3 protein-coding genes are annotated in these 5,500 nt (G+C 73.8%); 2 read left to right on the top strand and 1 reads right to left on the bottom strand.

The features are described from left to right. The first annotated feature begins 53 nt into the window (after positions 1-53). Positions 54-1,001, top strand: a complete 948-nt coding sequence (locus AC1WTP_RS34065) for a cyclase family protein (RefSeq protein ID WP_481653325.1) — start codon at positions 54-56, stop codon at positions 999-1,001. A gap of 125 nt (positions 1,002-1,126) precedes the next feature. On the opposite strand, the gene AC1WTP_RS34060 is transcribed toward AC1WTP_RS34065, so the two are convergent. Beyond that, positions 1,127-2,167 (bottom strand): S66 family peptidase, encoded by a 1,041-nt coding sequence (locus tag AC1WTP_RS34060; RefSeq protein ID WP_481653324.1) that lies wholly within the window; start codon positions 2,165-2,167, stop codon positions 1,127-1,129. A 171-nt stretch (positions 2,168-2,338) separates the two neighbouring features. On the opposite strand from AC1WTP_RS34060, the gene ppc reads away from it, so the two are divergent. After that, positions 2,339-5,125, top strand: coding sequence for a phosphoenolpyruvate carboxylase (gene ppc / locus AC1WTP_RS34055; protein ID WP_481653323.1), 2,787 nt, complete (start codon positions 2,339-2,341; stop codon positions 5,123-5,125). Positions 5,126-5,500 lie beyond the last annotated feature (375 nt).

Genomic DNA, 5,500 nt, shown 5'->3' with positions numbered 1-5,500 from the left:
GGGGGGGCGGGCGGATCTTGACGGGGGCTGCGGGGTCATGATCGGGTCTTGGGATGAGGGAGCAGTGGCGGGCGCAGTTCGACGCGGAGGTGAGCTTCGCCAACGGCGGCGGGCTGCGGACAGAGGGGTTCCGGCTGGACATCCCCGGCCGGGAGATCAGCGACGCGGACCTGGGCGCGCTCCTGGTCCGGCACCTCGGCCTGCTGATGGTCGCCGAGGTCCGGATCGGCAACAAGACGATCATCCAGGAGCCGCACAAGGGCGGTCGCGGGGTGGCCGCCGCCGAGGCGGGTGCCGATGCGGCGGCCGGCTCGGGTGCGCCCGGCGCCGGGCGGCGGCTGGTCGAGCTGAGCCACGTGATCAGCGACGGGATGGTCACCCTGCCCGGCTGGCCGGCGCCGCGGATCGGTGACTGGCTGACCTTCGCCGAGTCCCGGGCGAACTACGCGCCGGGCACCGAGTTCCGGGTCGCCCGGATCGACATGATCGCCAACACCGGCACCTACCTGGACACCCCGGCGCACCGCTGGGCCGACGGCGCCGACCTGTCCGGCGTGCCACTGGACCGCCTCGCCGACCTGCCCGGCGTCGTCGTCCGGCTGCCCGCCGGCACCCGGGCGATCGACCGGCTGATGCTGGCCCCGTACGACGTCGCGGGGCGCGCGGTGCTGCTGCACACCGGTTGGGACGCGCACTTCGGCACCGACCGGTACGGCGCGCCGGAGGCGCCCCACCTCACCGGGGACGCCGCCCGGGCACTGGCCGACGCGGGCGCGGCGCTGGTCGGCATCGACTCGATCAACATCGACGACATGACCCCGGCGGCCGGCGGCGAACGCCCCGCGCACAGCACCCTGCTGGCCGCCGGCATCCCGATCGTGGAACACCTGACCGGCCTGGGTGAGCTGCCCCCGGAGGGCTTCCGGTTCACCGCCGCCCCACCGCGGGTCGCCGGCATGGGCACCTTCCCGGTCCGCGCCTTCGCCCTCGTCGACGCCTGACACACGGGTCACCGGCGCAGCCGGCATCCTCGGGGACGGTGCTGCCTCGGATCGCGGGGAGGCAGCAACTTTCCCGAAGGTGCCGGTCCCCGACGTACGCGGGCTCGGGCACTCCCGCGAGCTGATTAGTAGCGGACCGAGATGCGGCGGTCGACGGCGTCGACGCGGATCTCGCCGCCGTACGGGACGATCAGTTGCGGGTCGGTGTGGCCCAGGTCGACGTCGAAGACCAGCACGGCGTCCGGGGCGTACTCGGCGAACGCCCGGGTCACCGCCGCCCGCTGCTCCGCGGCGTACACCTGGCGCTGCTCGGGCGAGAGCGGCCGCTCGAAGTCCCACGCCTTGGCCCGGCCGACCACCGCCCCCGGGAAGGTGGCCAGCAGCCCGCGTTCACCGAGGTTGCGCAGGATCCGGTAGACCTCGGTGGCCGAGGGCAGCTCCTCCGAGGTCTCCATCAGGAAGACCGACCCGGCGAGCTGCTCGACGGGCGCGACCCGGTCGGCGGCGAGCAGCCAGTTCAGCACCTCCAGGTTGCCGCCCCAGGTGCGTCCCTCGACCACCCGGCGGGGCCCCTGCCAGGTCCACCCGGCGCCCGGGAACATCAGCGGCCCGACCGCCAGCGTGGCCGGGTCCCGCCAGTCGTTGGGCTGGTCGCCCCACTCCGTGGCCGGGGTCAGCTCGTACCAGCCGGGGGTGAACAGGGCGGCGCGCAGCGAGTCGAAGGTCAGCGGGTGCGGCGAGCCGGGCCGGCCGAGGTGCACCAGCACGGACCCGCCGTGATAGCCGACGATGCCCAGCCGGTGCAGGTGGTTGAGGACGTTGGTGTTGTCCGAGTAGCCGAAGTAGGGCTTCGGGTTGGCCCGCAGCACCGCGTCGTCCAGGTGCGGGGTGACCGTGATCAGGTCCTCGCCGCCCACGGTGGCCAGCACGGCGGTGATCGACGGGTCGGCGAAGGCGGCGGTGAGGTCCCGGGCCCGGTCGCGCGGGTCGGCGCCCATCACCCGGGTGGTCGGGTACTCCACCGGTTCCAGGCCGAACTCCTCGCGCAGCCGGCGCAGCCCCAGTTCGTACACCTCGGGGAAGAGACCCGGCAGGCCGGCGGAGGGTGAGACCACCGCGACCCGGTCGCCGGGCCGGGGCTTCGGGGGATAGCTGAGCGACGTCATGATCGAACGCTAACTGGCGGGTCGAGCGGTTTCCGGCCGGCGAAGACGCCGGAATCCGGCGAAAACCGCCTTAGGCTGAGGTTCGGGCCCCCTCCTTCCCGTCGGGGCCACGCGGATACGATCCAGGGAGTCGGACAGCGCTGTCCTTCGTACTCGCGTAAGGAGCGCACCGTGACCGACCAGCACGACCACGACGGCCCCGACGCCGCCCTGCGGGCCGACATCCGCCGCCTCGGCACCCTGCTCGGCCAGACCCTGGCCCGCCAGGAGGGCCGCCCGCTGCTCGACCTGGTCGAGGAGATCCGCGCGCTGGTCCGCTCCGACGCCCCCACCGCCGCCCGGCGGCTCGGCGGCCTGGACGTCACCACCGGCACCAAGCTGGCCCGGGCCTTCTCCACCTACTTCCACCTGGCCAACATCACCGAGCAGGTGCACCGGGCCCGTGACCTGCGGCGTCGCCGGGCGATCCAGGGTGGCTGGCTGGACCAGGCGGCCAAGATGATCGCCGAGCGCGGGGTGCCGGCGGAGGAGATCGCCGCGGTGGCCCGCCGGCTCGCGGTCCGGCCGGTGTTCACCGCGCACCCGACGGAGGCGGCCCGCCGGTCGATCCTGTCGAAGCTGCGGGCCATCGCCGACGAGCTGGACGCCGAGACCGCGAACGCGATCCTCTACGGGGCCAGCGACGAGGGGCCGGCCAACCGCCGGCTGGCCGAACTGCTCGACCTGATGTGGCAGACCGACGAGCTGCGGCTGGACCGGCCGGACCCGACCGACGAGGCGCGCAACGCCATCTACTACCTGCGGGACCTGTACGCCGAGGCCGCCCCGCAGGTGCTCGACGACCTCGCCGACACGCTGCGCACCCTCGGCGTGGAGACCTCCCCGACGGCCCGGCCGCTCTCCTTCGGCACCTGGATCGGCGGCGACCGGGACGGCAACCCGTTCGTCACCCCGGCAGTGACCCGCGACGTGCTGACCATCCAGCACGAGCACGGCATCGCGGCCACCGAGAAGGCGATGGACCACCTGATCAACGAGGTCTCGGTGTCCCGCCGGCTGCGCGGGGTGTCGCTGGACCTCTCCGCCAGCCTCGCCACCGACCTGGACGCGCTGCCCGAGGTGGCGCCGCGGTTCCGGCGGGTCAACGCCGAGGAGCCCTACCGGCTCAAGGCCCGCTGCGTGAAGGCCAAGCTGGCCAACACCCGGCAGCGGCTGCGGCAGGGCACCGCGCACGTACCCGGGCGGGACTACCGCGGCTCCGCCGAGCTGATCGCCGACCTGGAGCTGCTGCGCGCCTCGCTGGCCCGCAACTCCGGCCAGCTCACCGCGGTGGGCCGGCTCGCCTCCACGATCCGCACCGTCTCCGCGTTCGGGCTGCACCTGGCGACCATGGACGTGCGCGAGCACGCCGAGGCGCACCACGCGGTGCTGGCCCAGCTCTACGCGGCCGTCGGCGAGGTCTCCGACTACCCGTCGCTGACCCGGCTGGAACGCACCAAGCTGCTCGCCGACGAGCTGGCCGGCCGCCGGCCGCTGTCCACCCTGGACACCCCGCTCACCGAGGCGGCACGCAAGACGTTCGACGTGTTCGGCACCATCCGCGAGGCGCAGGACCGGTTCGGCAACGAGGTCATCGAGTCGTACATCATCTCGATGACCCTCGGCGTGGACGACGTGCTCGCCGCGGTGGTGCTGGCCCGCGAGGCCGGCCTGGTCGACGTGCACAGCGGCCGGGCCCGGATCGGCTTCGTCCCGCTGCTGGAGACGCCGGCCGAGCTGAACGCCGGCGGCGACCTCCTCGACGAGCTGCTCTCGCTGCCCGCGTACCGCGCGCTGGTCGCCGCCGGCGGCGACGTGCAGGAGGTCATGCTCGGCTACTCGGACTCCAACAAGGAGGCCGGCATCACCACCAGCCAGTGGTCGATCCACCGGGCCCAGCGCGCGCTGCGCGACGTGGCCGCCCGGCACGGCGTGCACCTGCGGCTCTTCCACGGCCGGGGCGGCACGGTGGGTCGCGGCGGCGGGCCGACGCACGAGGCCATCCTGGCCCAGCCGTACGGCACCCTGGACGGCGCGATCAAGGTCACCGAGCAGGGTGAGGTCATCTCCGACAAGTACACGCTGCCCTCGCTGGCCCGGGAGAACCTGGAGCTGACGCTGGCCGCCGTGCTGCAGGCGACGCTGCTGCACACCGCCCCGCGGCAGCCCGCCGAGCTGCTGGAACGCTGGGACGCGACGATGGAGCTGGTCTCCGAGTCGGCGTTCCGGTCGTACCGGTCGCTGGTCGAGGACCCGGACCTGCCGGCGTACTTCTGGGCGTCGACGCCGACCGAGCTGCTCGGCGCGTTGAACATCGGCTCCCGTCCGGCGAAGCGCCCGAACACCGGGGCCGGGCTGGCCGGGCTGCGCGCCATCCCGTGGGTGTTCGGCTGGACGCAGACCCGGCAGATCGTCCCCGGCTGGTTCGGGGTCGGCTCCGGGCTGGCCGCGGCCCGGGCCGCCGGCCGGGCGGACGTGCTGGCCGAGATGCACCGCAACTGGCACTTCTTCCGCACGTTCCTGTCCAACGTGGAGATGATGCTGACCAAGACCGACCTCAGCATCGCCCGCCGGTACGTCGAGACGCTGGTGCCGAAGAAGCTGCACCCGATCTTCCACCAGATCGAGCAGGAGTACGAGCTGACCCGGCAGGAGGTGCTGGCGGTGACCGGTGCCCCGGCGCTGCTGGACAGCTCGCCGGTGCTCCAGCGCACCCTCGCCGTGCGGGACACCTACCTGGAGCCGCTGCACCACCTCCAGGTGGCGCTGCTGCGGCAGTACCGCGACTCCGGCGCCGCCGGCCGGGCGGTGGCCACCGCCCCGGGTGGCCGGCGCGCGCCGAGCGACGGCACCGCGCTGGAGCGGGCCCTGCTCACCACGGTCAACGGCATCGCCGCCGGCATGCGCAACACGGGCTGATCCTTCGCCGCCGGTTGGATAGTCCCTCCGGGACGCCGGCCGGCGGTTCCCGCCCCTCAGGCGCCCCGGCCGACCGTCCGGCCCCCGGGGGCCGAATCCGGCCCCGGGCTGGATCCGGCCCCCGGGCGGGGTGCGGCCCCGGGCGGGGTGCGGCCCCCGGGCTGGATCAATGCCGAGTGGATGCGGGCTCCGGGCTCGGACGGCCCCGCTGGATCGCCCTCGGGCTGAATGCGGCTCGTCAGAGGCGGCGGCTGGCAGCCAGGCGTGCCCGCGAGGCTGATACCTGAGAGTCATATTTATGGGTCTTGTGACGGATGTGTGGGTTGGTGGTCATCGGTGGGGTAGCTGGGGTCGGTGGCCGCCGAGGCTGAGCAT

This window comes from Micromonospora sp. R311 (assembly GCF_056780015.1).
This window is presented reverse-complemented; position numbering and strand designations above follow the sequence as displayed.

Coding starts and splice junctions, on each gene's coding strand:
- AC1WTP_RS34065 (WP_481653325.1), top strand. CDS start 54: ATGAGGGAGCAGTGGCGGGCGCAGTTCGACGCGGAGGTGAGCTTCGCC.
- AC1WTP_RS34060 (WP_481653324.1), bottom strand. CDS start 2,167: ATGACGTCGCTCAGCTATCCCCCGAAGCCCCGGCCCGGCGACCGGGTC.